This is a genomic window from Stappia sp. TSB10GB4 (assembly GCF_900185745.1).
GTDB lineage: Bacteria > Pseudomonadota > Alphaproteobacteria > Rhizobiales > Stappiaceae > Stappia.
Genome location: NZ_FYAV01000047.1, coordinates 108,130 through 133,614 on the forward strand (window position 1 = coordinate 108,130; position 25,485 = coordinate 133,614).

Here is a 25,485-nt window from a genome sequence, read left to right on the forward strand (position 1 = left end):
CCTTCCAGCTTTACCCTATGTCGACCGGCTCGCCCGGCCACTTGGGGCCGCTGGCGACGATCTGCGATGCCTGCTGGCGGTCCAGCCCGTCCGCAGCTTCGCGCAGGTAGCGGGCAATCGCATGCGCGGCACCCATGTCCGACGCGCCGGCGAAAAGATTGCGGTCAACGACGCTTGCAAGCTCCTGCAAGCCGTCGGCGGCCAGAGCCTCGGCAATCGCCGCGGCGCGACCATAGAAGGCCTCGGCCATCTTCTTCACCTTTTTCGGAACCCCAAGATCGCCGACACCCATTTCCCGCAGCGACCCGTCCATGTCGGCGAAAAACGTGTCGAAAAGCTCCTGGGAGAAACTGGCGACTTCCCCTCCCTCGCCCCGGAGCCGGTTGAGCACCAGGATCGTATGAAGCATGACCATCTCGAAACGGCCATCGACGGTATCGGGCACGTTATAGCGGACGTAGAGCCAGGGCTGCCGCGCCTGTGCCACGATCGAGGTGTATGCGGCGAGCACTTCCGGACGCTGACGCCGGCGAAAGAGACCGAAGACCATGGGTTGCCTCGCTTGGACGAAGGTTGCCAAGTGGCCTAACGCAGGTTAGGGACTTTGCCAAGGACGCGCGGAGCGATAAAGATGGCGCACGGCTGCCTTCCGGTCGTGAGAGCTGCCAGAAAGCAACAGGATACGCTTCATATGAAGACATGGATTCGCGGAGCATTGCTGGCAGGCGTTCTGGCGCTGCCGCTCGGTGGCTGCTTCACCACGACGCTCAATCACGGCCATGTCATCCCGCCGGACCGGGTGCGGGACATCCAGGTGGGATCGAGCCGTGAGCAGGTCGAACTGCTGCTTGGTTCGCCCTCGACCGCCTCACGGCTCGACGGCGAGGCTTATTACTATATCTCGCAGGTGAAGCGGACCACGGCCTTCATGAGCCCGCGGACGGTCGAACAGCGGGTCGTTGCGGTCTATTTCGATGAGGACGGCTTCGTTCGCGACACCGCCTATTACAGCCTTGAGGACGGCAAGGTCGTCGACATCCTCAACCGCAAGACCCGCACCGGCGGCTCCGACTACGGCTTCCTGTCGCAGATCCTGCGCGGCGCCCAGAACCCGAGCCTCAACCTCTAGAGCCCGTTCGGCCTCTTCAAACGCAACGCCCGCAGCCGAGGCTGCGGGCGTTTTTTGTCATGCGGCACGGCATGGAAGCGGCAGGGCCGCCGGCAAGCGACGGCCCCAGTTTGGTCAGGCATGCGCCAACACGGCCAGCAACAGCAGCGCCATGATGTTGGTGATCTTGATCATCGGGTTGACCGCAGGACCAGCCGTATCCTTGTAGGGATCGCCGACCGTATCACCGGTGACCGAGGCCTTATGCGCTTCCGAGCCCTTCATGTGCCGGACCCCGTCCTTGTCGACGAAGCCATCCTCGAAGGACTTCTTGGCATTGTCCCAGGCACCGCCACCCGCCGTCATCGAGATGGCGACGAAGAGGCCGGTGACGATGACGCCGAGCAGCATGGCGCCGACGGCGGCAAAGCCCTGAGACTTGCCGGCAATGGCAGTGACGACGAAGAACACCACGATCGGCGACAGGACCGGCATCATCGACGGGATGATCATCTCGCGGATTGCCGCCTTGGTCAGCATGTCGACGGCGCGGCCATAGTCCGGCTTCTCCGTGCCTTCCATGATGCCCGGCTTCTCGCGGAACTGCCGACGCACCTCCTCGACGACCGAGCCGGCGGCGCGGCCGACGGCGGTCATCGAGATGCCGCCGAAGAGATAGGGAAGCAGGCCGCCGAACAGCAGGCCAACCACCACGTAGGGGTTGGACAGCGAGAAATCGACGACGACCCCGTCGAAATAGGAGCCCGGCGTCGCATTGGCCGCAAAGAACTTGAGATCCTCCGTGTAGGCCGCAAACAGCACCAGAGCACCCAGACCGGCCGAGCCGATGGCATAGCCCTTGGTGACCGCCTTGGTCGTGTTGCCGACAGCATCGAGTGCGTCGGTGGTGACCCGCACCTCCTTCGGGAGCCCTGCCATTTCGGCGATGCCGCCGGCATTGTCCGTCACCGGGCCGAAGGCATCGAGCGCAACCACCATGCCGGCCAGCGCCAGCATCGTCGTCACCGCGATGGCGATGCCGAAGAGACCTGCCAGGTTGTAGGCGCCGAGAATACCCGCGATGATGACGATGGCGGGCAGTGCCGTCGCTTCCAGCGAAACGGCAAGGCCCTGGATCACGTTGGTGCCGTGACCGGTAACCGAAGCCTGGGCGATGGAGCGGACCGGCCGGTAATCTGTACCGGTGTAATACTCCGTCACCCAGATGATCAGGCCGGTGACCACAAGGCCCACAAGCCCGCAATAGAACAGATGCCGGCCGGAGAATGTCAGCCCGCCGGAGGTGGTGTATTCGGTCGAGAAGCCGAGCCAGAAGAACACGATGCCGAACAGGGCCACAGCGGACAGCACGGCGGTTGCGACGAAGCCCTTGTAGAGGGCGCCCATGATCGAGTTGCTGGCGCCGAGCTTCACGAAGAAGGTGCCGACGATCGAGGTGACGACGCAGGCTCCGCCGATCACCAGCGGCAGAAGCATCAGTTCCAGTGCCGCCGCTCCGGTGAAGAAAATGGATGCCAGCACCATGGTGGCAACCACCGTCACCGCATAGGTCTCGAACAGGTCTGCCGCCATGCCGGCGCAGTCGCCGACATTGTCGCCGACATTGTCGGCGATGGTGGCCGGGTTGCGCGGATCGTCTTCCGGAATGCCGGCCTCGACCTTGCCGACGAGATCGCCGCCGACATCCGCACCCTTGGTGAAGATGCCGCCGCCGAGACGGGCGAAGATAGAGATCAGCGACGCACCGAAGCCGAGCGCCACCAGTGAGTCGATGACGACCCGGCTCTGAGCCTCATAGTTGAGGATTTCGGTGAGGATCGTGAAATAGACAGCGACGCCAAGCAGGGCAAGGCCCGCGACCAGCAGACCGGTGACGGCGCCAGCCTTGAAGGCGATCTCGAGGCCCGCGGCAAGCGAGGTGCTGGCCGCCTGCGCGGTGCGCACGTTGGCGCGCACGGAGACGTGCATGCCGATATAGCCGGCGGCGGCCGACAGGATCGCGCCGATGGCGAAGCCGATGGCGACCAGCATGCCCAACAACCAGGCGACCACTGCGAAGATGGCAACGCCGACGATGGCAATCGTTGTGTACTGACGGTTGAGATAGGCCTGCGCGCCCTCCTGGATGGCGCCGGCGATTTCCTGCATGCGCGCATTGCCGGCATCTGCCGCCATGACGGACTGAATGGCCCACGCGCCATAGGCGATGGACAGTAGGCCACACAGGATTACGATTACGAGCTCGAGCATACTTCCCCCCAATGAAGGACGCGAAAGGACCTTTTCTTGTTCTTGTCTGGTCCTGCGGGAGGAACGGTATCTGTCCTGTGCGTCCCGTCAAGGACGAGTTTCCACCCTGTTGCGGAAGGAGACACGACCAGCAGCATCAGGCCCTGCCCTGCCCGCAAGGCTGGGCCGCCATTCCTTACGCTGCGGAAGATTTACCGGAATCGCCCGGAACGAGCCGCACCGGCGGGTGCAAGGAGCTGCTCCACGGACGGCTCCACCGGCACTTGATCCGGTTCCGCCTCATGGCATTTCCATTTAGAAAAGTTGTGCCAGGGCCGCAGGATCGCGCAGGAGGCGCAAGCCACGACGAATCGCCGCAGCTCCACGGACTCACTCCTCACGCAAGGGCAGGCAGATCAGGCGTCGTCTTCCGCCGGCTCCGGTTTGCCGGGCCCGTCGAACTCCGCCGCGCGGAATTCCCGTGCCAGCTTGTCGAGCACGCCGTTCACCATACGCGGCTCGTCCTTCTCGTAGAAGGCGCGGGCAACATCGATGTACTCGCTGATCACGACGCGGGCCGGCACGTCCTTGCGCCGCATCAGCTCGAAGGCACCGGCGCGCAGGATGGCGCGCAAGGTCGTGTCGATCCGCTTCAGCGGCCAGCCGGCCACCAGCGAGCGATGGATCACCGGGTCGAGATAGCGCTGCTCGGAGACCACGCCCTTGACGAGGTCACGAAACCAGCTCGCATCCGCCTCCCGGTACTGTTCGCCGTCGAGTTCGGCCCCGAGACGGAATGCCTCGAACTCCGCCAGAACATCGGCAAGGTTCGAGCCGCCGACATCCATCTGGTACAATGCCTGCACGGCAGACAGACGGGCAGCCCCCCGCTTGTTGGCGGGGCGCACCAGCGGCTCCGTCCGGGCTTCGTTGTCCTCGGTCATGTCAGATCCCGAAGCGGTCCCTGATCGCGATCATGTCGAGCGCGGCCTGCGCCGCGGCGCCGCCCTTGTTCTTTTTCGCCGGATCGGCGCGCACCCAGGCCTGCTCGCCGTTCTCGACGGTCAGGATGCCGTTGCCGAGCGGCAGCGCCGCATCGATCACCAGTTCCATCACGGCGCGGGCGGATTCGTTGGCGACGATGTCATAATGGGAGGTCTCGCCGCGGATCACGCAGCCGAGCAGCACGAAGCCGTCATAGTCGGCGGTTCCGGCCTCCATGGCGGCCAGCGCCATCGCGAGGGCGGCCGGGATTTCCAGGACCCCAGGCACGGAGACACGGGTTACATCCGCCCCCTGCCCTTCAAGCACCTCCATGGCGCCGGCAAGCAGGGCATCGGCAATGTCTTCGTAGAAGCGGGCGTCGATGATCAGGATTCGGGGAGTCGTCATGTCGCTCTCTTCGCTTTCATATCGTTGCGGCCCGGTCGCCGGGCGCATGCGGGACGAAACAGATCGCCACTCCGAAAGCCGGTCCAGCCGGCGTCAAGGTGCCGGTAGGAACCATGCCGGGCCGCGTTTGTCCAGCGCGGATTGCCGGGGGCGGCCATGCCGCCGCGGGATAGCCGCGCAAGGTGCAGACCGGGCGGGACGAAGGTCAGCGATACTCGGCGAGCCGGGCCGCGTAGCGGGCCATCATGTCGACTTCGAGATTGATCCTGTCGCCGGGCTTGCGCTCGCCCCAGGTGGTGACCGCAAGGGTATGCGGGATGAGAAACACGGTGAATGTGTCCCCTTCCACCTCGTTGACGGTAAGCGATGTGCCATGCAGCGCCACGCCGCCCTTCCTGGCGATGAACGGCGCGCAATCCGCCGGGACGCGGAAGCGGAAGAACACCGAGTCCGGGTGGTCGACCCGCTCGATGATCTCGGCCGTTCCGTCGACATGGCCCTGGACGATGTGTCCGCCCAGTTCATCCCCAATCTTCAGCGAGCGCTCCAGGTTGACACGGTCGCCCGCTGTCCAGCTTCCGACGGTGGTCAGACGCAACGTCTCTGCCGCCGACTCGATCTCGAACCAGTTCTCGCCGCCGTCCCGGCCGCGCGCGGTGACCGTATGGCACACCCCGTCGCAGGCGATCGACGCGCCGATCTCGATCCCCTCGGGATCATAGGCGGTGACGATCCGCGTGCGCAGTCCGGCCGGAATCGTCGCGACCGACGCGATCCGCCCCATATCCGTGACGATCCCGGTGAACATCTCAGCTCCTTTCACGAAGGAAATGGGTCATGGTGTCGGCACCGAACCGCCTTGCCCCGACCTTGCGGAAAAACACGCTAGCGGTCACCAGGTCGACCCCGCGTTCCCCAAAGGGAAGGATGCCGCCGTCGCCGATGGTCAGATCGCTTTGCGAGATGATGACTTCATCGGCCAGATCGGCATCGAGAAACGCACGGGCGACCGCCGAGCCTCCCTCGACCATCAGCTTGGTAATGCCGCGCTGGCCAAGAGCACGAACGGCGGTCCGTGGGTCGATCGGCTCTCCCTTGGCTCGCGCCAGGCGGATCACCGTGCAGCCCGCCGCGCTCAGCGCGTCGACCTTTTCGACCTCCGCGTCGGCCGCCACCAGCAGCCAGAGCGGGATGTCGCCCGCGCTCTTCACCAGCCTGCTTTCCAGCGGCAACCGCGCGGTCGTGTCGAGAACGATGCGAACGGGCGAACGATGGGACAGCCCCGGCAATCGGCAGTTCAGCATCGGATCGTCGGCGAGCGCCGTGCCGATCCCGACCAGAATCCCGTCGCACTCGGCCCGAAGAACATGCACACGGCGGAAGACATCGTCCCCCGTGATGGCGATCTGGCCGGCGCCGCGCCGGCCGATGAACCCGTCCTGCGATACCGCCAGCTTCAACACGACCAGCGGACGACCCCGGGTCAGGCGGCTGACATGACCTGCGTGGAGCGCGCTGCACAGATCCTCCCGCACCCCTGAGCGAACCTCGACGCCGGACGCCTGCAACATGGCGACGCCGCGCCCGGCGACGCGCGGGTTGGGATCGAGCAGACCAATCACCACACGCCGCACACCCGCTTTGGCCAGCGCCACGCAGCACGGCCCCGTCCGCCCGTGATGGGAGCACGGCTCCAGCGTCACGTAGCAGGTAGCCCCCCGGGCCGCTTCTCCTGCCTGTGCGAGCGCGACCACTTCCGCGTGGGGACCTCCCGGCGGACGGGTATAGCCGCGTCCGACGACAACGGGGCCGTCGCCGTCGTCGCGCACGATCAGCGCTCCGACGGCCGGGTTGGGCCAAACGCGTCCCAGCGCTCGCCGCGCATAAGAGGCGGCGGCGGCCATGAAACGATCATCGTCCCAACTGTCCGGCATGGTCAGTTCATGTCCAAGGATCAGCCTTCGCCGACGGGAGCGGCGTCAGGCCCGCTCATCTCGTCGAGGAGCGCCTCGAAATCCTTGGCCTCGCGAAAATTCTTGTAGACGGAAGCAAAGCGGACATAGGCGACATCATCGATCACCTTCAGGCCCTCCATGACCAGGTTGCCGATGTCGCTCGCCTTGATGTCGCTTTCTCCCGAGCTTTCGAGCTGCCGGACGATGCCGCTCACCATCCGCTCCAGCTTCTCCGGTTCAACCGGACGCTTGCGGGTGGCGATGCGCACCGACTGCATCAGCTTGTCACGATCGAAGGGAACACGCCGGCCGCTGCGCTTGATCACGGTCAACTCGCGCAACTGGACCCGTTCGAACGTGGTGAAGCGGCCACCGCAAGCCGTGCAGATCCGACGGCGGCGGATTGCGGTGTTGTCCTCCGTGGGACGCGAGTCCTTCACCTGGGTGTCGTCACACCCGCAATACGGGCACTTCATGCTGTCTTGGCTCCGGGCCGGCGGACCCCTGCAAGAGGCGATCCACGGAGACTGGCTGCCGGCACGCGACCTGCGCGCCGGCTCGCGCTCAGAGAGTCGGGTAGATCGGGAAACGATCGGTGAGTGCGATCACCTTCTCCTTCACCCGCGCCTCGACCTCCGCATTGCCATCCTCGCTGTTGGCGCTGCGCAGACCATCGAGCACTTCACCGATCAGGCGACCGATCTCGCGGAACTCGCCCTGGCCGAAGCCACGGGTGGTTCCCGCCGGGGTGCCGAGACGAATGCCGGACGTGACGAAGGGCTTTTCCGGATCGAACGGAATGCCGTTCTTGTTGCAGGTGATGTTGGCACGGCCGAGAGCCGCCTCGGCGCGCTTGCCGGTGGCGTTCTTCGGGCGCAGGTCGACGAGCATCAGGTGGTTGTCGGTGCCGCCGGAGACGATGTCGAGCCCCTGCTCCTGCAGGCTGGCGGCAAGCGCCTTGGCGTTGGCGACAACGGCCTGCGCGTAAGTCTTGAATTCGGGGCGCAGAGCCTCGCCGAGCGCAACCGCCTTGGCCGCGATCACATGCATCAGCGGCCCGCCCTGCAGCCCCGGGAAAACGGCCGAGTTCACCTTCTTGGCGATCGCCTCGTCGTTGGTGAGAATGAGGCCGCCACGCGGACCACGCAGCGACTTGTGCGTGGTGGTGGTGACCACATGGGCATGCGGCAGCGGCGAAGGATGCGCGCCGCCGGCGACCAGGCCGGCAATGTGAGCCATGTCGACCATCAGATAGGCGCCGACCGAGTCGGCGATCTCGCGCAGGCGCTTCCAGTCCCAGATTCGGGAATAGGCCGTGCCGCCGCCGATGATCAGCTTCGGCTTGTGCTGCTCGGCAAGGCGCGCGATCTCGTCCATGTCGAGCAGATGGTCATCCTGCCGTACACCATAGGACACGACGTTGAACCACTTGCCGGACATGTTGACCGGCGAGCCGTGGGTCAGGTGACCGCCCGAGTTGAGGTCAAGCCCCATGAAGGTGTCGCCCGGCTGCAGCAGGGCGAGGAACACGGCCTGGTTCATCTGGCTGCCGGAATTCGGCTGCACATTGGCGAACTGTGCGCCGAAAAGCTGCTTGGCGCGCTCGATCGCCAGCGTCTCGACGACATCGACGAACTCGCAGCCGCCATAGTAGCGCTTGCCCGGATAGCCTTCCGCATACTTGTTGGTCAGGATCGTGCCCTGGGCCTCAAGCACCGCGAGCGAGACGATGTTCTCGGACGCGATCAGCTCGATCTCATGGCGCTGGCGACCGAGTTCGCTGGTGATCGCCGCATTGATTTCCGGATCCACGTCCGCAAGCGAACGGGTGAAGAAATCCGGATAAATCGGCGTGTCGAGCGTGGTTTCAGTCATCGACATCGTCGGTCCCCTCTAGCAGTCCTGAAGTGAGATCAGCCGCGCATCGCGACCACAGGCGCCGCAACCGCAGGCGAACGGAAAACGCCCGGCCTACCGGACTCAGCGCTGCTGAATGCTGCCCGGTCCGGTCCATCCGAAAGGCTTCGCCAGATAGCACAGCCGCACGCGGGAACCAAGGGCCATTGCCGGCGCCCGACATCACGCCGGCTCACGATGCCCGGCCCTTCAGCGCGTTGGCCCGATTTCGGCCAGACGCTTCATGAGCTTGCGGAGAGCGAGCTGCTGCAGGTCGGCCTGCGAGGCCTGGATCGGCCCCATGACGACAACCTCGGTGCCGGTATCGCCATCGATTGCCGCAACCCGGACCTGGCGCCCGATGGGATGGAATTCGAAATAGACCTCGCCTTTCGGCGGCTTTCCCAGGGTCACGACTTCCCCCGCCCGACTTCAGGTACCCGGCTTCAGGCCCCCGTCTGCAAGCACCAGTCTTCAGCCATACGACTTACGGCCTCCGACGTGTCGGAGGCCGCCCAGGGCAGCCGGCAGGCGACGTGCCCCCGTGCTGCGGCGTGCCGCAGCCTCACAATCACTGCAGGGACGCACTGCCCATCGTCGCGTCGCTCATCAGCAGACCGTCGCGGTTGTAGATGTCTTCACGGAAATGCACCACGCCCTCGGCGGTCGCCCAGGCAGTGACATAGGACATGTAGATCGGGATCTTGGTCCCGAGCTTCACGTCCTCGCGGGCTCCGGAGCGAATGGTCTCGTCAACCCGTGCGCGGCTCCAGTCCGAGGTGGTGCTTTCCAGCAGCCAGGTGATCAGTTCCCTGACATTCTGCACACGCACGCAACCGGACGAATGGAAACGGTAATCCGAGCCGAAGAGCGACTTGGACGGCGTGTCGTGCAGATAGACCTGATGCGTGTTGTGGAAGTTGATCCGCACGGAGCCAAGCGAATTGATCTCGCCCGGATCCTGGCGGAACTGGTACTGGGTCGCCTCGTCGGTGCTCCAGTTGATCTGCTGCCAAGCGAGCTCGTTGCCCTTCCAGTCGAAGATCCGGATGCGGTTCTTCTCCAGATAGGCCGGATCCTCGTTCATCTTGGGGATGAGATCCTTGCGGATGATCGAAACCGGCACCGTCCAGTACGGGTTGAAATTGAGCTCGTAGATCGACGAGTTCAGGATGGGCGTCTGGCGGTCGATCTTGCCGACCACCGCCGTGTGGCGCGAGCGCACGCGCCCGTTTTCAACCGCCTCGATCTCCGCCGCCGGAATATTGACCATCACGTAGCGATCGCCAAGGAAGCCCGACATGGAGCGCAGCCGCACCAGGTTGGTCTCCAACTGGGACAGTCGGACATCCGCCGGCACGTTCATGGCGATCAGCGTGGTCTTGCCGACCACGCCATCCGGCGACAGCCCGTGGCGGAGCTGGAAGCGGCGCACGGCAGCATCGACATAGGAATCGAAGGTGTCCGAAAACCCGGCCGTCTGCTCAAGGTCGCCGGAGACCATCAGCCGGCGGCGCAGCGACAGCACATGCTCCTCGCGAACGCCAAGGCGCATGGCCTGGCGGCCGCTCGTCACCTGCGGCCAGCCACCTTGCTGCACGATCATGGAATAGCGCTGGATGGCGCCTTCGACATAGCTGGCGGTGTCCGGAGACAGGGTTGGAAACGTCGACTCGACAGCCTGCAGCGTCCGCATCGTCGTATCGAACTGGTCGCGCCATTCGACCCGCTGCTGCTCAAGCATCATCTGGACAGGAGCCGGCTGCGCCGTGGCGGCATCCCCTGCGGCAAACGAGGCGAAAATGCCCGTAAGAGCAAGTGCGGCGCCTTTCGCACCGGCACGCAACCCGAACATGCGTCCTTCGAAAAGGTCGGTCACTGCAAATCCCACCGTATCGACTCCAGTCCCAGATCAAGCTCAGAAAGGTCCCGTTAAGGATACGTCGACGGACTTAACAAATACTCACGATCCGCGCGCAAACGAAACCAGCCCCGGCCCGACGCGGCAACACCTCTGCCCGGACCGCCCCATCCCAGCCGAATGGTGCCGTCTCCGTAAGCCACTCCATTATGGCGCATTCATGTCGCAACGCGAAAAACGGCGGCATGCCGCGCCCGAATGCAGCGAAGCCGTCCCGAGCGGTCAAGCACGAGACGGCTTCGATGAAGACGACGCGGGACTGTCTGTCCCGCACTGTCAGAGACGGTAGAGGATCTGGTCGGTCCAGAAGCGCTCCAGCCGGCGCAGCGAGCGATTGAGCACCTTGAAATCGTCCGGACCGATCTCGCCGACCTGTTCGACCGACAACATGTGCCGCTCATAGAGCGCGTTCACCTTCTCCGCGACATCCTTGCCCTTCGGCGTCAGACTGACACGAACCGACCGGCGATCGGTGCGCGAACGCTGATGGTGGATGAAGCCCATGTCGACGAGCTTCTTCAAGTTGTACGACACGTTCGAGCCGAGATAGTAGCCGCGGGTGCGCAGTTCTCCGGCGGTCAGTTCAGCATCGCCGATGTTGAACAGCAGCAGCGCCTGCACGCTGTTCACGTCTGCACGCCCTTCGCGGTCGAACTCGTCCTTGATCACGTCGAGCAGCCGCCGATGCAGACGCTCGACCAGAGTCAGAGCCTCGAGGTAGAGCGGCTTGATGTCGTCGCCTTCTTCAACCTGCAACGCGACGTCGACTGCCTTCTTTGCCGTCATCATTTGTTTGCGCCTCATGTATTGTTGGTGGTGCGTTTGTCGTCACCTTGAAACCGACAATACGGGCAGGCCTCTAAAATCCGCTTAAAAAGGAGACTAAATCTCTGGTTAACACGCAAAAGCAATGCAGGATGCCACGAAATACCTTCCGTTAAGGATATTTGCTGCCGAGTTCCGCGCTTTCCAAGCCCTGCAACGCAAACCGGCGCGGGACAAGTATCCCGCGCCGTGCCGTGAGGAAACAGACTGCCGGAGATTCCGGGGGCTCAATCCTGGGCCTTGCCCCGCAGAAAGCGGACGATGCCGGAAAAATCCGTATCGGCCTCGCCGGAATTGCAGAAAAGATTGTAAAGCGCCGCAGCTTCCGCTCCCAGGGGCGTAGACGCGCCGCTGGCATGGGCCGCTTCCTGGGCCAGCTTGAGGTCCTTCAGCATCATCGCTGCAGCAAACCCTGGCTGATAGTCCCGATTGGCCGGCGACGTCGGCACGGGGCCCGGCACCGGACAATAGGTGGTCAGCGACCAGCACTGCCCCGATGCGGTGGAGGAAATGTCGAACAGCTTCTGCGCATCCAGGCCGAGGCGCTCCGCCAGCACGAAAGCCTCGCAGGTGCCGATCATCGAGATACCGAGAAGCATGTTGTTGCAGATCTTGGCTGCCTGCCCCGTTCCGGCGCCTCCGGCATGCACAATCGTCTTGCCCATCACCTCAAGATACGGCCGCGCCGCCTCGAATGCCGCATCGGGGCCGCCCACCATGAAGGTCAGCGTACCCGCAGTCGCGCCGCCGACGCCGCCGGAAACCGGTGCGTCGACCATCGGCATGCCCGCCACCTCGGCAGCGGCGGCCACCGCCCGGGCGCTTTCAACATCGATCGTCGAACTGTCGATCAGCAGCGTCCCGGGGCGGGCATGCGCGAGCACACCGCCCTCCCCCGTGTAGACCTTGCGCACGTGACCGCCGGCAGGAAGCATCGAAACGATCACATCCGCGTCGGCCGCCACCTCCGCAAGATTGTCCACGGGCCTGCCGCCCACCTCCTTCAGACGGGCCTTGGCGTCCGCCGAAAGGTCCAGCCCGCGCACATCGTGGCCGGCCTTGACGAGATTGGCGGCCATCGGCCCGCCCATGTTGCCAAGCCCGATAAACCCGACCGTTGCCATAAGCGTCTTCTCCCTTTTGCGCCCCCTCGGGCAAACCATGTCACTCACGCCCGCCGCCCCGATGGCCGGGCGATATCCTGACGATCCGGCCCGGTTGGTCCGGCCCCGATTGCGGCAGCGTCGTCAACGCCTCTGTTCCCGCTCGCTCAAATAAAGCAGGATCAGATAGATCGCGATGGTCGTCAGATAGAAGGCGATCTCGTAGGGCCGGCGACCGTAGATGTCGGAAAACAGCGTGTGCATGACGACCTGGCTGAGCGCCCTGGTCAGCCACATGACCGTGCCCCAGGAGACCGTCAACCAGAGGCCAATGGCCGCGACCAGGTCGAGCACGGCGAAGAACACCGTCGCCGCCTGCCACTCGACCGGCATTTCCCAGAACCACTGGCCGCGCCACGGCGTTATGCCGACGATGCGGCCCCAGTGGATGAGACCGGCGAAGAGCAGCAGAATGGCCATGGCCCGCAGGTACAGGACCAGCGTGACCGACCAGGGCGGCCTGTTCTTCAGGAAATCGAGAAACAGCGCAGTCATGAAAAGCCTTTCCGCCCCCTGCCGGAAGCACGCCTCACACGTCGAGGTCGCCGCTCTCGGGCCGCTCGAAATGCGCGAGAATGTCGGCCTTCGTCACATCGGCAAGATGGGTTGGTGACCAGCGCGGCGCATTGTCCTTGTCGACGATCACCGCTCGGACGCCCTCATAGAAGTCGGCCCCCTGGAGGATGTGACTGAGGATCCGATATTCAAGGCGCATGCAAGCCTCGAAATCGAGCTCCGCGCCGCGTCGCAACTGCTGGAACGCCAGCATCACGCTGGTCGGCGACTTGGCGCGGATTGTGTCCGCCAGACCTTGTGCCCAGTCCGCATTGGGGTCGCCCGCCGCGCCAGCCAGCTCATCGAGAGCCTCGAGAATCTCGGCAACCGAAGCCCGGCCAAAGATCTCGGCGATCCTCGGTGCACGCGCCGCGATTGGCGCCGCGCCGGCGTCATGGCGCCGCGAAAAACCGGCGATGACCTCGTCGACCGCGTCGGTCTCGGTCAGCGCGCTCGCCAGCGCCTCCATGTCGGTGGACGCAATTCCATGCGTGAGGATGCCGGTCCACAGCGCATCGGCCTGCTTGAGGCGGCCGGCGGAGAGCGCCGCCATCATGCCGGTCTCCTGCGGCATGCGTGGAAGGAACCAGGAGCCGCCGACGTCGGGAAAGAACCCGATGCCGGTCTCCGGCATGGCGAAGGTCGTGCGCTCGGTGCCGACCCGGTGGCTGCCATGGACGGAAACTCCCACTCCGCCGCCCATGACGATCCCGTCGATGAGCGCGATATAGGGCTTCGGGAAGCGCTTGATGCGGACGTTCAGGCGATATTCGTCCGCGAAGAACCGTGCCCGCGTCGGATCGCCTGCCATGCCCTGGTCATAGATCTTGCGAATGTCGCCACCCGCGCAAAAGGCGCGATCTCCCGCCCCGCGCACGATCACGTGGCGCACCGCGTCGTCGCCTGCCCACCGCTCCAACTGATCGGCCATCGCGAGCACCATGCCGTGGTTCAGGGCGTTGAGCGCCTTCGGCCGGTTCAGGGTCATGACGCCGGCATGGCCGATCCGATCAAACAGAACTTCGGGTTCGCTCATCAAGTATCCTCAAAAATTCGCCGGAACTCTCGATTAATTCGAAACACATAGAGCGCATAATTCGCGGAACTACCGTCCTTCCAGGTCAATCCTTCAGAAGATCCCTGGCGATAATGACACGCATGATCTCGTTCGTGCCTTCCAGAATCTGATGCACCCGGACATCACGAAGATAACGCTCCACCGGATAGTCTCGCAGATAGCCGTAACCACCGTGCAATTGCAATGCCTCGTTCACGACGGCAAAGCCGACATCCGTGGCCATCCGCTTGGCCATTGCCGCCATGCGCGTCGCATCCGGCGTCTTCGCATCCACCAGCGTCGCCGCCTTGTGCAGCAGCAGCCGCGCGGCTTCCAGCTCCGTCGCCATGTCGGCGAGGCGGAACTGCAGCGCCTGGAACTCCGCGAGCGGCCGTCCGAACTGCCGGCGCTCCTTGAGATAGGCGATGGAGCGGTCCAGGCAGCTCTGCGCCGCGCCGAGCGAGCAGGCGCCGATGTTCAGGCGGCCACCATCGAGGCCCGCCATCGCGATGCGGAAGCCCTCGCCTTCCTCGCCGATGCGGTTGGCGACCGGGACCCGGCAATCGGTGAAGTTTACCTGGGCCGTGGGCTGGCTTTTCCAGCCAAGCTTGATCTCCTGCGCACCGAAGCCGAGCCCCGGCGTGTCCTTCTCGACGACGAGGCAGGAAATCCCCTTGGGGCCATCGCCGCCCGTACGGACCATGACCACATAGACATCTGATGCCCCGCCGCCGGAAATGAAGGCTTTCGAGCCGTTCACGACGTAATGATCGCCGTCCCTCACGGCGCGCGTGCACAGGCTTGCCGCATCCGAGCCGGCCCCAGGCTCGGTCAGGCAGTAGCTGGCAAAGCGCGCCATCGAGCACAGCTCCGGCAGGAACCGCTCGCGCTGCTCCTGCGTGCCGAAGCGGTCGATCATCCACGCGGCCATATTGTGAATGGAGATATAGGCGGCCGTGGAGGTACAGCCGGCGGCGAGTTCCTCGAAGATCACCGCGGCATCCAGCCGCCCCAGACCGGAGCCACCGACGTCGTCGCCGACATAGATCCCACCAAAGCCGAGTTCGGCGGCCTTGCGCAGCGTCTCGACGGGAAAGAACGACTTTTCGTCCCACTCCCGAGCCTTGGGCTCCATCTCGTCGCGTGCGAACTGGCGGGCGACATCCTGAAACGCGCGCTGGTCCTCTCCGAGCGTAAAATCCATCGCCTGCGTCCTCCCAAACCTGTCGCCGTGCCGGCAAGGGGGAACCCAACCTTCCACGTTGACGCTAGCTGGATTAGCCAGCCCCCGCGCCTGCGTCAATCCGGCCTTGGATGCTTTGCGCGGCAGGCTTTCGAACGCCGCTCCTGCGGTGCTAGGGTCTACCACCTCAATTGCCAGTGTTGCACGGAACCCGACATGACCGCTGACCAGCGCCCCTCCGCCCTCCGTCCCTCTGCCGACGTCCCCGGCATCCTCGGGGGGCGGCGCATGCGACGGAACCGTCGCACCGACTGGTCCCGTCGGATGGTGCGCGAGAACACGCTCACGGTGGACGACCTGATCTGGCCGCTTTTCCTGACCGATGGAACGGATGTCGAGCAGCCTGTCTCGTCGATGCCCGGCGTCATGCGCTACAGCGTCGACCGGATCGCGCGCCAAGTCGAAACCGCCGCGGAACTGGGTATCCCGGCAATCGCCCTGTTCCCCAACACCGATCCGGTCTTGCGCGATGCCGCAGGCTCCGAGGCGCTCAATCCGGAGAACCTGATCTGCCGAGCCTGCCGGGCGATCAAGGCGGCGGGTCTGCCGATCGGCATCGTCACGGATGTCGCTCTCGATCCCTATACCAGCCATGGCCATGACGGCTTGATGGCGGGAGAGACGATCCTCAACGACGAGACCGTCGCCCAACTCGTGGGCCAGGCCTTGCTGCAGGCGGAGGCCGGCGCCGACGTCATTGCTCCCTCCGACATGATGGATGGCCGTATTGGCGCGATCCGTGCCGGCCTCGACGCGGCAGGCTACGCGGACGTCCAGATCATGTCCTATGCGGCGAAATATGCCTCCGCCTTCTATGGTCCGTTCCGCGACGCGGTCGGAACCAACGCGACGCTGGTCGGCGACAAGCGGACCTACCAGATGGATCCGGCCAACAGCGACGAGGCACTGCACGAGGTGGCGCTGGATCTGGAGGAAGGCGCCGACATGATCATGGTCAAGCCGGGCCTGCCCTATCTCGACATCATCCGACGGGTGAAGGACACGTTCGAGCGCCCCACCTTCGCCTATCAGGTGTCGGGCGAATACGCGATGATCATGGCCGCCGCGGGGAACGGCTGGCTCGATGGCGAGCGGGCGATGATGGAGAGCCTGATGGCTTTCAAGCGTGCCGGCGCCGATGGCGTTCTGACCTATTTCGCTGTGAGTGTGGCGCGCAAGCTCAAGGGCATCGACTAAGGCGCAGGCGTCAGGGAAGCGCCTGCAGGCTGCGCGGTGGTCGCGACATCAGGCCGGCGAGGTCTTCCAGCGCGCGCAGGAATGTGGCGTCGTCGGAGACGGAGCCGAGGCAGATGCGGACCGCATCCGGAGCGCCGCGCGGCTCGACCGCAAAGCAACGTCCCGGCGCCACCCGCACGCCGAGCGCCTCCGCCTCGGCGGCGAACGCATCCGCCGACCACCCACCGGTCAGGGGCAGCCAGGCAAGCCCGCCCTGCAGCGTTTCCGGCCGCAGGGCAGGAAACCGTTCATGGACAAGGGGCGCGCGCCTTGCCACTGCACGCCGGAGCCTCTCCAGCCTTCCCTCGAAGCGCGGATCGGCGAGAACATGCCCGGCCATGTGCGTCAGGACCGGAGACACCATCAGGCTGAGCGCGTTGTCCACAGCGAGAATCTGCCTGGTCAGCGGGCGCGGCGCCGCAACAAAGCCAACGCGCAGGATCGGTGCAACACATTTGGACAGTCCCGTCACCAGAACCGTCGCGTCAGGCAGAAGACCGGAAAAACCCGGCAATGATCCCGGCTCGCGCAGGAACCCGTAAACCTGATCCTCAATGATCACGATACCGTGCCGCTCGGCAACAGCCGCCAGTTCCCGGCAGCGGCGGAGCGACATCTGCCTGCCTGTCGGATTCTGGACCGATGGCATCAGGAAGACGCAGGAAATGCTGGAGCGGCGGCATAGAGCATCCAGCGCCTCCGGCTCCATGCCTTCCTGGTCCATTCGCACCGGATGCAGCCGCGCCCGCGCGGCACTGGCCGCACCGATCACTCCCGGATAGGTCAGGACATCGCAGGCAATGCCGCCGCCATTTTCAGTGAGCGCCAGGAAGGTTGCGGCAATGGCGGCCTGGGCACCGGACGTCACGACAATCCGGTCGGGATCGGGAGATGCGCACCATCTGCCGAGAAACGTCGACGCAACCTGCCGGATATCGGCATCGGCGCCCGGCGCCAGATAGGCAAGCGGCAGCGCGCCGCCGGCCAATGCCTGGCGCGCCGACTCCATCGCATCCCCCAGCAGGTCGGTCGCGTCATCGAGCAGAAAGCTGTTCACGGCGAGATCGGTGACAGCACGCGCCGATGGTTCCGCAGGCTGGGGAAAGCCGAGCTTCCTGTCGCCGGCCGTGATGAAGGTGCCGCGACCGACCTCCCCGTGCGCGAGGCCTGCAAGCTCCAGTGCACGATAGGCGCGGGCCACGGTTCCAGGTGCGCAACCGAGCTTCCATGCCGCCTCGCGGATCGGCGGCAACCGGTCTCCGGGCTTCAGGTTGCCGTGCTCGATCGCATCGCGCAAATGCGCTTCCAGCGCTCGCGTGGTGACAGTCGTTGCCGAGCCGGCCGGCAGATCCGCAAATATTGTCATAAGAACAATGTTACTATTGTATCTCCTCTTGGCTCAACTCAATTCTGGCGGCGCGCAGTCGGACATTCGTTCGGCCTCGGTTCGTGGAAAGCCTCCGTCAGATGTCTTCAGATCTCATAATGCCTCTTGCCCAGTTCGGGCTGCTCGCACTGTTCGTCTCGGCCATGGTCGGATCCCCGGGTCCGGCGAACATGTCGCTGATGGCCAACAGCATGTCCTTTGGTGCGCGTCCCGCGCTTCCGTTCATGCTCGGGACCATGTCCGGTTTTCAGGTGATATACTGGCTCAACGTCGCCGGCCTCTTCGCGTTGCTGAAAGCCGCGCCGGAGGTGTTCGACGTGCTGAGGGTGCTCTGCCTTGGATACATTTTGTATCTTGCCTGGGTGATCGTTCGCAGCCCGGTACAAGCCGGCAGCAAGGCGGGACACATCCCGGGATACGGCCGGGGCTTCTGGGTGCATCCGCTCAATCCGAAAGCCTATGCGATGCAGATCGCAGGAATCAGTCAGTTCGTCTCGGCCGAGCGCTACTTCGCCGATGCGCTGATCCTGTCGCTGACGTTTCTGCTTCTCGGCGGTTTCCTGAACGGTTTGTGGCTGCTGGCGGGAAGCTGGATTCGCAGCAATACCGGGAACATCGGTCTGCTGAACGGTTTGCGGATCGCTCTGGCCGGCCTGATGGTCGGGGCGACCATCCTGAGCTTGCAAATGATCCCGGCTTGATGGCAGTTGGGCGCAACTTTTCGCGCAGCCGGACCACTCACATGCAAGTTTCCCTCGATACGATCGTTCAGGCTGCAAGGCTCATCGAGGGAGCCGTGATGCGCACGCCGTGCCTGCCGGCACCGAAACTTTCGCAACTGACCGGGGCGGAGGTTTTCGTCAAATACGAGAACCTGCAGGTCACCAACGCGTTCAAGGAGCGCGGCGCCCTCGTCAAGCTCTCCGCGCTTGCAGATGCCGAGCGCCGGCGCGGTGTCATCGCCATGTCGGCGGGCAATCATGCGCAAGCCGTCGCCTATCATGCCGCTCGGCTCGGGATTCCGGCCACCATCGTCATGCCGGAGCCGACCCCGTTCGTGAAGGTCGCGGCAACGCGCGGCTATGGAGCCCGTGTCGTACTTGCAGGCGAGGTCCTGGCCGATGCCCAGGCAGAGGCGGAGCGCATTGCCGACGAGGAAGGGCTCGTCTGGGTCCACCCCTATGACGACCCGGCAATCATCTCCGGCCAGGGCACCATTGCACTGGAGATGCTGCAAGACCACCCGGACCTCGATTGCCTGGTCGTTCCGGTCGGTGGCGGCGGGCTGATCTCGGGGATCGCCGTCGCGGCCAGGGCCACCAGGCCCGACATCGAGATTGTCGGCGTGGAGGCCGCCCTCTACCCCTCCATGATCGGCGCCTTGCGCGGAGAACCGGTCACCTGTGGCGGTGCGACGCTGGCCGAGGGCATTGCGGTCAAGAATGTCGGCAAGCTCACGCTCGAGATCGTTCGCCAGACCGTCAACGACATCCTGCTTGTCGACGAGGCAACGCTGGAGCGGGCGGTCAATGCCTATCTGACCCGGCAGAAGACCATGGCCGAGGGCGCGGGAGCGGCCGGTCTCGCCGCCCTGCTCGCCTATCCGGAGCGCTTTGCAGGTAAGCGTGTCGGTCTTGTCCTGTGCGGCGGGAACATCGACCCACGCCTGCTCTCCTCGATCATGGTGCGGGAACTCGCCCGCGAGGGCCGCCTGCTCTCGATTCGCATCACCACTGCCGACCGTCCGGGCATTCTCGGGGAGATTGCGACCCTGATCGGCCGTCTTGGGGGAAACATCCTGGAGGTTTCCCACCATCGGCTGTTTCTCAACGTGCCGGCCAAAGGCACGACCCTCGACGTCACGATGGAAACGCACGACCGCGATCACGCGGGCCGCATCCACGGGGCGCTGGAAGCCGCCGGCCATTCCGTGCACCCGCTCGATCTCGGCGAATCCCGGATCTGATCGCCGGCGACCGGCTTGCGCACAAGCGGTTTGACATGAGCCGCCCGCATCACCACCTGCAGGGACGACAAGGAGGCTTGACGATGTATGAGCGGAACGCGTCGGGTTCCGGTGGCGAGACAGACGACGGGCGCGGCATCCCCGGCCTCGATCCGAGACTGTTCGACGGTTTGCGGACGAATCGCATTCTTGCCTTCTTCATCGATGCGGCGGTCATCGTCGCCCTGACCCTTGCCGGCGGCCTGCTGCTTCTGTTCCTCGGCCTCTTCACGTTCGGCCTCGGCTGGCTGCTGTTCCCGGTGCTCGGCCCAGGCGTCGCGCTCGCCTATGTCAGCATCACGCTCGGCGGACCGCACAGTGCAACGCCCGGCATGCGGGCCATGGGGATCACCATGCGGATGCTGGACGGCCGGCGCCCCGACATGCTGATTGCGGCCATGCATGCCCTGCTGTTCTGGTTCTCCTTCAGCCTGCTCACGCCGCTCGTCCTGCTCGTCAGCTTCTTCAATGCGGAAAAGCGTCTGCTGCACGACATCGTGCTCGGCGTGGTGGTGGTGAACCGCGGGCGCGAAACGGATTGACCGCCAAATAGTCTTTGCAAGCAAATCCATTCTGAAGAGCAAGCGGTGGATGAGCTCATTGCCGCTTTGCGAAAGTGCGCCGCCCCATTAAAAAAGCACATGGCGCGTGCCGCGCTGCACGCAACTCGCGTGCTCCCCACCAAGGACACGAGCCCGCCACATGCTGCCGATCGATCCCGCGATGTTGCTGACCTTCGTGGTGATCGTGGCCACCGTCGTGCTCTACGCTCTGGAGCGCGTCGCCCTGGAAGTGGTCGCGCTCGGATCCGTCGTCGCTTTCCTTTTGATTTTCAGCTTTTTCCAACCGGCCGTTGGCACCGCCACGATCGGCCCGGCCGAATTGCTCGCCGGCTTCGCCAATCCCGCGCTGGTGACCGTCATCTGCCTGCTGATCGTCGGACAGGGGCTGTTCCAGACGGATGCGCTCGAAAAACCGGCCAAGATCATCGTCGACGCCACACGCAAACGTCCGGTGCTGGCGGCGGCACCGATCCTCATCGCCGTCGCCGTGATCAGCGGCTTCCTGAACAATACCCCGGTCGTGGTCATGTTCCTGCCGATCTTGTCCGCCGTCGCCGCGGCGCAGGGCAAACCGGCGGCGCGGCTGCTGATGCCCCTGTCCTTCATCGCCATCCTCGGCGGAATGACCACGCTGATCGGCTCCTCGACCAACCTGCTGGTCGCCGATGTGGCGGCCCGCACCAGCGATCTCCGGCTGGGCTTCTTCAGCTTCACCGGCATGGGCAGCATCCTGGCGAGCGTCGGCATCCTCTATGTCCTGTTCGTCATGCCGTATCTCTTGAAGCCGCGGCGCTCGATGGCAGAAGAGTTGCAGGTCTCGTCCGGGAAACAGTTCATCGCCCAGATCGGCATCACCGCCGGGCATCCTCTGGAAGGCGTCACCTCCGTCACCGGCCTGTTTCCCGCTCTGAAGGACATGACCGTCCGGCTCGTCCAGCGCGGCGAGCGACCGATCCTGCCGCCTTTCGAGAATGTCACCCTGATGCCGGGAGATACCGTGATCGTGGCCGCCACACGCCATGCGCTGACGGCCGCCCTCTCGCAACGGCGCCCGTTGATGGCAACGGAAAGCGAGGAGCCGTCCGAGGTCGAGACGTCGTTGCCGCAGCGTTCGCTCACGCTTGCGGAAGTGGTGGTCGCTCCCGCCTCACGTCTATCGGGGCGCACGATCGCCCAGAGCGGCTTTCACAGCGAGACGGACTGCGTGGTGATGGGCGTTCAGCGCCGGTCGCGGATGCCGCGCATGGCGATGACGGAAATCCGGCTCGAGCCGGGAGACGTTCTTCTGGTCGCCGGCCACGCCTCCAGCGTCCAGAAGCTGCGCACGAACCGCGACGTGCTGCTGCTCGACTGGTCGACCGCAGAGCTGCCGCCGCGGCGCATGGCCCCGCGAGCGCTCGCCATCTTCGCGCTGATGGTGGCGGCCAGCGCCAGCGGCCTCGTCCCCATCGTCATCGCCTCGATCACGGCGACCCTGGCGATGGTGCTGTCCGGGTGCCTCAACACGCGGCAGGCGCTGCGCGCGGTAGACAGCCGGATCTTCATGCTCATTGGCGCCTCCATCGCGGCCGCCAGCGCCCTGGAAGTCACCGGCGGAGCCAGCATGATCGCCGATCTCCTGGTGCTGGCACTTGAGGGTCAGCGGCCGATGGTGATGCTGTCCTCCCTCTTCCTGCTGGTCATGCTGCTGACCAACGTTCTGTCGAACAACGCAACTGCGGTGCTGTTCACACCAATCGCCGTCAACATGGCGATCCAGAGCGGCATGCCGGTGGAAGCCTTCGTCACCTGCGTCATCTTCGCCGCCAACTGCTCCTTCGCGACGCCGATCGGCTACCAGACCAACCTGATCGTCATGGGGCCCGGCCACTACCGGTTTTCGGATTTTATCGTCGCCGGCACACCGCTCGCGCTGTTGCTCTGGCTGACTTTCACTTTTGTCGCACCCATATATTATGGCTTCTCGATGTAGTGAGACGCGCTGAGCGGGAAGGACGCACTTGACGCGACATCCGACCGACACACCGCAATTCTACCTGACTGCGCCGTCGCCTTGCCCCTACCTGCCTGGCAAGCAGGAGAGAAAGGTCTTCACGCATCTCGTCGGCTCGCGGGCGCAAATCCTCAACGACGTGCTCACCCAGGGCGGGTTCCGCCGCAGCCAGAACATCGCCTATCGTCCCGCCTGCGAGAACTGCCGCGCCTGCGTCTCCATCCGGGTGCGTGTCGATAATTTTCGCTGGACCCGATCCTTCCGCCGCCTGTGGAAGCGAAACGCGGATCTGGTGGGCAGCATCAGCGATCCGGCCCCCTCGTCGCAGCAATACGACCTTTTCCGCCGCTATCTCGACGCACGACACGCCAATGGCGGCATGTCGGACATGACCGTTCTCGACTATGCGATGATGATCGAGGACACCCATGTGGAGACGATGCTGATCGAATACCGCCGACGGGGGCCGGATACGTTCCTCACCGGCCGTGGCGCCGGCCCGCTTCTCGCGGTCGCCCTTACCGATCGACTGAGCGACGGACTGTCGATGGTCTATTCCTTCTTCGAGCCCGAAGCTCCGCTCCGAAGTCTCGGCACCCACCTGATCCTCGACCATGTGGAACGCGCAAGGGCGCTGGGTCTGCCTTATGTCTATCTTGGCTACTGGGTGCAGGGCTCGCCCAAGATGGACTACAAGGCACGCTTCCAGCCGCAGGATCATCTTGGCCCGCGCGGCTGGTTTTCTGCCGCGGAGCCCGACGCAGACCCGTCCACCTGATCGCATCGGCGTGATGTGATCGCCTCAATCGTCCCGCGCCGCATCCACCTGCACACGCACCGCCGCAAAGACGTCGCGGAACATCTCGCGGGTCAACCGGCCGGTGTTGGTGTTGTAGCGGGAGCAATGATAGCTGTCGAACAGAACGGGTCCTGACGAAAGCTCGTGCCGCGCGTTGTGGCCGAAAGGGTGGGCCGCGCGCCTGACACCCAGGGCTGACAGCGTCGCATCATGCGCAATACGCCCGAGCGCCACCACAGCCTTGAGCGAGGGCAAGGCCTCGAAGGTCTGCGCGAGATAGGGCAGACAGGTTCGGATTTCCGCCCCTGTCGGCTTGTTCTCCGGCGGAACGCATCTCACTGCATTGGTGATGGCGGCATCAACGAGTTCGAGCCCGTCATCCGGTCGCGCCTGGTACTGGCCACGCGCAAAGCCGAAATCCACCAACGTCTCATAGAGGAGATCCCCGGCATAGTCGCCGGTAAACGGACGCCCGGTGCGGTTCGCGCCCCTCAGGCCCGGCGCAAGTCCGACGATCAGCAACCGGGGCCGCTCGGAGGCGAAGGTTGGAACAGGCGCGTTGTGCCAGACAGGCTGCTCCGCCCTGTGCCGCTCGCGAAAGGCCACGAGACGCGGGCAGAACGGACAGTCCCGTCCAGGATCAGGCAGGTCTGACACCTCGGCCTGCCTCAATAATCGTCGTCTTCTTCCACCTCGGCGCGGCGTGGCGCCGGCCGTGCCGGCCGCTCGGCGGGATCGCGTCCGACCTTCTTGGCAAGATTCGCGAGGTCGATGAAATGATCGGCCTGCCGTCTCAGGTCGTCGGCAATCATCGGCGGCTGGGTCTGCAAGGTGGAGACGACACTGACCTTTCGGCCCTTGCGCTGCAGGGCCTCGACCAGCGGACGAAAATCGCCGTCGCCGGAAAACAGGACGATGTGATCGACATGCTCGACGATTTCCATGGCATCGACCGCAAGCTCGATATCCATGTTGCCCTTGATCTTGCGACGCCCGGTCGAGTCCACGAACTCCTTCACCGGCTTGGTGACAACTTTGTAGCCATTGTAGTCCAGCCAGTCGATCAGCGGACGGATCGACGAATATTCCTGATCCTCGATCAGAGCTGTATAGTAATACGCCCTCAAAAGATAACCAGTCTTCTGGAATTCCTGAAGCAGCATCTTGTAGTCAATATCAAATCCAATACTGCGCGCAGTCGAATACAGGTTCGCGCCGTCAATGAACAACGCAACCTTCTCTCGTGGATCGAACATCTCGTACAATACCTTTCATTGCAATGCAGGGCGACCACCACCCCGAGGGAGAAGCGCACCCAAGGGAAAGTCAGCGAGCTGCCTTATGACGCGGGTTCGCCCACCGCGTCAGGAGTTGAGGCTCGACTCGACATCGTTTTCGGATCGACCTGCAATCCGGATTTCCATCCGGCTTCCGTGCCCATGGGATGCAATCCTGCAAGCATCCCGTCTTTTTGCTTTGGACGGTACACTCAACCGTCTGTGAGTATTTCCACCTACACCATTTTGCCATAAAGCGGCAACTGAGCTTCTGCAGGTTTAAGGAAAGAGTCTACAGGAAAACATGGCGAAATTAGAAACGTGATTAAAAAACAAAACCGTAGCCTCCTTCCTCGTAAGGCTTGCGTCTTGCGGTGCAACACAGTACATATCGCCGCTTGCTGACAACCGTTTAAATGGAGCATACCTATGGCGCGCGTGACAGTCGAAGACTGCATCGACAAGGTCGAGAACCGCTTCGAACTGGTGCTGCTTGCGAGCCATCGGGCCCGGATGATTTCCAACGGCTCGCCGTTGACCATCGATCGCGACAACGACAAGAATCCTGTCGTTGCCCTGCGGGAGGTCGCCGAGCAGACCATCAGCCCCGAGGATCTGAAGGAAGATCTGATCCACTCGTTGCAGAAGTATGTCGAGGTGGACGAGCCGGAGGCGGAAGCCGTTCCGATGGTCCCCAACACCTCCTCGCAGAGTCAAGGCGGAACCGAGGTCAACGCCGTCGACGACAGCTCGGTCGAGTTCGACCGCATGTCCGAGGAAGATCTGCTGCGCGGCCTCGAGGGCCTTGTGCCGCCGGAGCGCAAGGACGACATCTGAACGCGGACGCCTGGCGGCGTATG

At 64.2% G+C, this 25,485-nt stretch carries 26 protein-coding genes; 8 read left to right on the top strand and 18 right to left on the bottom strand.

Annotation, left to right across the window (positions count from 1 at the left end):
- Positions 1-10 precede the first annotated feature (10 nt).
- Entirely contained in the window at positions 11-550 is a 540-nt protein-coding gene (locus TSB10GB4_RS10910; RefSeq protein WP_186389558.1) for a ubiquinol-cytochrome C chaperone family protein, read from the bottom strand.
- A gap of 141 nt (positions 551-691) precedes the next feature.
- Between TSB10GB4_RS10910 and TSB10GB4_RS10915 the strand changes: the two genes are divergently transcribed.
- Positions 692-1,129, top strand: coding sequence for an outer membrane protein assembly factor BamE (locus tag TSB10GB4_RS10915; RefSeq protein WP_186389559.1), 438 nt, complete (start codon positions 692-694; stop codon positions 1,127-1,129).
- A 114-nt stretch (positions 1,130-1,243) separates the two neighbouring features.
- On the opposite strand, the gene TSB10GB4_RS10920 is transcribed toward TSB10GB4_RS10915, so the two are convergent.
- The 14 genes from TSB10GB4_RS10920 to TSB10GB4_RS10985 form a co-directional block, all read right to left on the bottom strand.
- Positions 1,244-3,379: a sodium-translocating pyrophosphatase gene (locus tag TSB10GB4_RS10920; RefSeq protein ID WP_186389560.1), complete on the bottom strand. Its 2,136-nt coding sequence runs from the start codon at positions 3,377-3,379 to the stop codon at positions 1,244-1,246.
- Positions 3,380-3,774: 395 nt separating this feature from the next.
- A complete protein-coding gene (nusB, locus tag TSB10GB4_RS10925) occupies positions 3,775-4,302 on the bottom strand; it encodes a transcription antitermination factor NusB (protein ID WP_186395776.1) in 528 nt (175 codons plus the stop codon).
- Position 4,303: 1 nt separating this feature from the next.
- The gene (gene ribH, locus TSB10GB4_RS10930) at positions 4,304-4,750 is read right to left on the bottom strand and encodes a 6,7-dimethyl-8-ribityllumazine synthase (RefSeq protein ID WP_186389562.1); all 447 of its coding nucleotides are present in this window, start codon (positions 4,748-4,750) and stop codon (positions 4,304-4,306) included.
- A gap of 205 nt (positions 4,751-4,955) precedes the next feature.
- Positions 4,956-5,558 (bottom strand): riboflavin synthase, encoded by a 603-nt coding sequence (locus TSB10GB4_RS10935; protein WP_186395777.1) that lies wholly within the window; start codon positions 5,556-5,558, stop codon positions 4,956-4,958.
- Position 5,559: 1 nt separating this feature from the next.
- Entirely contained in the window at positions 5,560-6,684 is a 1,125-nt protein-coding gene (gene ribD, locus TSB10GB4_RS10940; RefSeq protein ID WP_186395778.1) for a bifunctional diaminohydroxyphosphoribosylaminopyrimidine deaminase/5-amino-6-(5-phosphoribosylamino)uracil reductase RibD, read from the bottom strand.
- A gap of 20 nt (positions 6,685-6,704) precedes the next feature.
- Positions 6,705-7,181 (bottom strand): transcriptional regulator NrdR, encoded by a 477-nt coding sequence (gene nrdR / locus TSB10GB4_RS10945; protein WP_186395779.1) that lies wholly within the window; start codon positions 7,179-7,181, stop codon positions 6,705-6,707.
- An 88-nt stretch (positions 7,182-7,269) separates the two neighbouring features.
- Positions 7,270-8,580: a serine hydroxymethyltransferase gene (gene glyA / locus TSB10GB4_RS10950; protein WP_208984707.1), complete on the bottom strand. Its 1,311-nt coding sequence runs from the start codon at positions 8,578-8,580 to the stop codon at positions 7,270-7,272.
- A 231-nt stretch (positions 8,581-8,811) separates the two neighbouring features.
- A complete protein-coding gene (locus tag TSB10GB4_RS10955) occupies positions 8,812-9,015 on the bottom strand; it encodes a hypothetical protein (protein ID WP_208984685.1) in 204 nt (67 codons plus the stop codon).
- Positions 9,016-9,172: 157 nt separating this feature from the next.
- Positions 9,173-10,456, bottom strand: a complete 1,284-nt coding sequence (locus TSB10GB4_RS10960) for a L,D-transpeptidase family protein (RefSeq protein ID WP_186390074.1) — start codon at positions 10,454-10,456, stop codon at positions 9,173-9,175.
- A 342-nt stretch (positions 10,457-10,798) separates the two neighbouring features.
- Positions 10,799-11,311: a transcriptional regulator LdtR gene (ldtR, locus tag TSB10GB4_RS10965; protein WP_186395781.1), complete on the bottom strand. Its 513-nt coding sequence runs from the start codon at positions 11,309-11,311 to the stop codon at positions 10,799-10,801.
- Positions 11,312-11,574: 263 nt separating this feature from the next.
- Complete coding sequence (mmsB, locus tag TSB10GB4_RS10970; protein ID WP_186395782.1) at positions 11,575-12,471, bottom strand: 3-hydroxyisobutyrate dehydrogenase; 897 nt, start codon at positions 12,469-12,471, stop codon at positions 11,575-11,577.
- A 123-nt stretch (positions 12,472-12,594) separates the two neighbouring features.
- Entirely contained in the window at positions 12,595-13,005 is a 411-nt protein-coding gene (locus TSB10GB4_RS10975; protein ID WP_186395783.1) for a DUF6163 family protein, read from the bottom strand.
- A gap of 34 nt (positions 13,006-13,039) precedes the next feature.
- A complete protein-coding gene (locus TSB10GB4_RS10980; protein WP_186395784.1) occupies positions 13,040-14,101 on the bottom strand; it encodes an enoyl-CoA hydratase/isomerase family protein in 1,062 nt (353 codons plus the stop codon).
- A gap of 85 nt (positions 14,102-14,186) precedes the next feature.
- Entirely contained in the window at positions 14,187-15,326 is a 1,140-nt protein-coding gene (locus TSB10GB4_RS10985; protein WP_186395868.1) for an isobutyryl-CoA dehydrogenase, read from the bottom strand.
- Between the two features lie 195 nt (positions 15,327-15,521).
- Here TSB10GB4_RS10985 and hemB point away from each other — a divergent pair, with 195 nt between their 5' ends.
- Positions 15,522-16,562 (top strand): porphobilinogen synthase, encoded by a 1,041-nt coding sequence (gene hemB, locus TSB10GB4_RS10990; RefSeq protein WP_186389572.1) that lies wholly within the window; start codon positions 15,522-15,524, stop codon positions 16,560-16,562.
- A 10-nt stretch (positions 16,563-16,572) separates the two neighbouring features.
- Here hemB and TSB10GB4_RS10995 read toward each other — a convergent pair whose 3' ends face one another.
- Positions 16,573-17,967, bottom strand: coding sequence for a PLP-dependent aminotransferase family protein (locus TSB10GB4_RS10995; RefSeq protein WP_256376573.1), 1,395 nt, complete (start codon positions 17,965-17,967; stop codon positions 16,573-16,575).
- Positions 17,968-18,068: 101 nt separating this feature from the next.
- On the opposite strand from TSB10GB4_RS10995, the gene TSB10GB4_RS11000 reads away from it, so the two are divergent.
- The 5 genes from TSB10GB4_RS11000 (at position 18,069) to TSB10GB4_RS11020 (ending at position 23,327) form a co-directional block, all read left to right on the top strand.
- Complete coding sequence (locus tag TSB10GB4_RS11000) at positions 18,069-18,689, top strand: LysE family translocator (RefSeq protein ID WP_186395786.1); 621 nt, start codon at positions 18,069-18,071, stop codon at positions 18,687-18,689.
- Between the two features lie 41 nt (positions 18,690-18,730).
- A complete protein-coding gene (locus tag TSB10GB4_RS11005; protein ID WP_186389575.1) occupies positions 18,731-19,954 on the top strand; it encodes a threonine ammonia-lyase in 1,224 nt (407 codons plus the stop codon).
- Positions 19,955-20,037: 83 nt separating this feature from the next.
- Positions 20,038-20,535, top strand: coding sequence for an RDD family protein (locus TSB10GB4_RS11010; RefSeq protein ID WP_186389576.1), 498 nt, complete (start codon positions 20,038-20,040; stop codon positions 20,533-20,535).
- A 160-nt stretch (positions 20,536-20,695) separates the two neighbouring features.
- The gene (locus tag TSB10GB4_RS11015) at positions 20,696-22,528 is read left to right on the top strand and encodes an SLC13 family permease (RefSeq protein WP_186389577.1); all 1,833 of its coding nucleotides are present in this window, start codon (positions 20,696-20,698) and stop codon (positions 22,526-22,528) included.
- A gap of 28 nt (positions 22,529-22,556) precedes the next feature.
- Positions 22,557-23,327, top strand: a complete 771-nt coding sequence (locus TSB10GB4_RS11020) for an arginyltransferase (protein ID WP_186395787.1) — start codon at positions 22,557-22,559, stop codon at positions 23,325-23,327.
- 24 nt (positions 23,328-23,351) lie between these two features.
- On the opposite strand, the gene TSB10GB4_RS11025 is transcribed toward TSB10GB4_RS11020, so the two are convergent.
- Both TSB10GB4_RS11025 and TSB10GB4_RS11030 read right to left on the bottom strand, forming a co-directional pair.
- Positions 23,352-24,005 carry a uracil-DNA glycosylase gene (locus TSB10GB4_RS11025; protein WP_186390075.1) on the bottom strand — a complete coding sequence of 218 codons (654 nt, stop codon included), beginning with the start codon at positions 24,003-24,005 and terminating at the stop codon, positions 23,352-23,354.
- An 11-nt stretch (positions 24,006-24,016) separates the two neighbouring features.
- Positions 24,017-24,604: an NYN domain-containing protein gene (locus TSB10GB4_RS11030; protein WP_186389579.1), complete on the bottom strand. Its 588-nt coding sequence runs from the start codon at positions 24,602-24,604 to the stop codon at positions 24,017-24,019.
- Between the two features lie 450 nt (positions 24,605-25,054).
- Between TSB10GB4_RS11030 and rpoZ the strand changes: the two genes are divergently transcribed.
- On the top strand, positions 25,055-25,462 hold the full coding sequence (gene rpoZ, locus TSB10GB4_RS11035) for a DNA-directed RNA polymerase subunit omega (RefSeq protein ID WP_186389580.1): 408 nt from the start codon (positions 25,055-25,057) through the stop codon (positions 25,460-25,462).
- The last annotated feature ends 23 nt before the right edge of the window (positions 25,463-25,485 follow it).

What these genes read in the sequence shown, in the direction of transcription:
- TSB10GB4_RS10995 (WP_256376573.1), bottom strand. Translation starts at nt 17,967, where the DNA reads ATGACAATATTTGCGGATCTGCCGGCCGGCTCGGCAACGACTGTCACC.
- TSB10GB4_RS11010 (WP_186389576.1), top strand. Translation starts at nt 20,038, where the DNA reads ATGTATGAGCGGAACGCGTCGGGTTCCGGTGGCGAGACAGACGACGGG.
- TSB10GB4_RS10985 (WP_186395868.1), bottom strand. Translation starts at nt 15,326, where the DNA reads ATGGATTTTACGCTCGGAGAGGACCAGCGCGCGTTTCAGGATGTCGCC.
- TSB10GB4_RS11000 (WP_186395786.1), top strand. Translation starts at nt 18,069, where the DNA reads ATGTCTTCAGATCTCATAATGCCTCTTGCCCAGTTCGGGCTGCTCGCA.
- TSB10GB4_RS11030 (WP_186389579.1), bottom strand. Translation starts at nt 24,604, where the DNA reads ATGTTCGATCCACGAGAGAAGGTTGCGTTGTTCATTGACGGCGCGAAC.
- TSB10GB4_RS10980 (WP_186395784.1), bottom strand. Translation starts at nt 14,101, where the DNA reads ATGAGCGAACCCGAAGTTCTGTTTGATCGGATCGGCCATGCCGGCGTC.
- rpoZ (WP_186389580.1), top strand. Translation starts at nt 25,055, where the DNA reads ATGGCGCGCGTGACAGTCGAAGACTGCATCGACAAGGTCGAGAACCGC.
- nrdR (WP_186395779.1), bottom strand. Translation starts at nt 7,181, where the DNA reads ATGAAGTGCCCGTATTGCGGGTGTGACGACACCCAGGTGAAGGACTCG.
- ldtR (WP_186395781.1), bottom strand. Translation starts at nt 11,311, where the DNA reads ATGATGACGGCAAAGAAGGCAGTCGACGTCGCGTTGCAGGTTGAAGAA.
- ribH (WP_186389562.1), bottom strand. Translation starts at nt 4,750, where the DNA reads ATGACGACTCCCCGAATCCTGATCATCGACGCCCGCTTCTACGAAGAC.
- TSB10GB4_RS10975 (WP_186395783.1), bottom strand. Translation starts at nt 13,005, where the DNA reads ATGACTGCGCTGTTTCTCGATTTCCTGAAGAACAGGCCGCCCTGGTCG.
- TSB10GB4_RS11005 (WP_186389575.1), top strand. Translation starts at nt 18,731, where the DNA reads ATGCAAGTTTCCCTCGATACGATCGTTCAGGCTGCAAGGCTCATCGAG.
- TSB10GB4_RS10915 (WP_186389559.1), top strand. Translation starts at nt 692, where the DNA reads ATGAAGACATGGATTCGCGGAGCATTGCTGGCAGGCGTTCTGGCGCTG.
- hemB (WP_186389572.1), top strand. Translation starts at nt 15,522, where the DNA reads ATGACCGCTGACCAGCGCCCCTCCGCCCTCCGTCCCTCTGCCGACGTC.
- TSB10GB4_RS10910 (WP_186389558.1), bottom strand. Translation starts at nt 550, where the DNA reads ATGGTCTTCGGTCTCTTTCGCCGGCGTCAGCGTCCGGAAGTGCTCGCC.
- glyA (WP_208984707.1), bottom strand. Translation starts at nt 8,580, where the DNA reads ATGACTGAAACCACGCTCGACACGCCGATTTATCCGGATTTCTTCACC.
- nusB (WP_186395776.1), bottom strand. Translation starts at nt 4,302, where the DNA reads ATGACCGAGGACAACGAAGCCCGGACGGAGCCGCTGGTGCGCCCCGCC.
- TSB10GB4_RS10920 (WP_186389560.1), bottom strand. Translation starts at nt 3,379, where the DNA reads ATGCTCGAGCTCGTAATCGTAATCCTGTGTGGCCTACTGTCCATCGCC.
- TSB10GB4_RS10960 (WP_186390074.1), bottom strand. Translation starts at nt 10,456, where the DNA reads ATGTTCGGGTTGCGTGCCGGTGCGAAAGGCGCCGCACTTGCTCTTACG.
- mmsB (WP_186395782.1), bottom strand. Translation starts at nt 12,471, where the DNA reads ATGGCAACGGTCGGGTTTATCGGGCTTGGCAACATGGGCGGGCCGATG.
- TSB10GB4_RS11015 (WP_186389577.1), top strand. Translation starts at nt 20,696, where the DNA reads ATGCTGCCGATCGATCCCGCGATGTTGCTGACCTTCGTGGTGATCGTG.
- ribD (WP_186395778.1), bottom strand. Translation starts at nt 6,684, where the DNA reads ATGCCGGACAGTTGGGACGATGATCGTTTCATGGCCGCCGCCGCCTCT.
- TSB10GB4_RS10935 (WP_186395777.1), bottom strand. Translation starts at nt 5,558, where the DNA reads ATGTTCACCGGGATCGTCACGGATATGGGGCGGATCGCGTCGGTCGCG.